The sequence below is a fragment of the Chryseobacterium sp. 14P4.3.2 genome (assembly GCF_057799275.1).
The window spans coordinates 1-289 of the sequence record NZ_JBYOKO010000091.1; the positions used below are offsets into that span (position 1 = coordinate 1).

Sequence of the window (289 nt, forward strand, 5' to 3'; positions counted from 1 at the left end):
CCTGTTGGGGAGTGCCTGCAAAATCCAGCTTGGATTCGGTATGGGTATACCCTCCCAAATGATTGATAGAGTGAGTGCCAATCACTCTTCCTTTCTGATCATAGTAGGTGTAAGTTTTTGTCCAGCTGTCATCCTCAATATTTTTCACAAGGCTCATCACAGGCAGTCCTTTGGTATTTCTCCCGTCTGGGGTGAGAGTATCTGTTAAAATCGTCATCTCAGGAGTATTGGCCGGAAATGCAGGATTGAAGCTGTATACCGGATAACTATCGTAATAGTTTAAAGACAG

The 289-nt window shown here is 43.9% G+C and carries 1 protein-coding gene; it reads right to left on the reverse strand.

Going from position 1 to position 289, the window contains the following annotated elements; all coding sequences use genetic code 11:
- Nucleotides 1-289 (reverse strand): hypothetical protein (locus tag AC27VX_RS23925; RefSeq protein ID WP_488698489.1); only part of this gene is annotated, 289 nt, incomplete at both ends.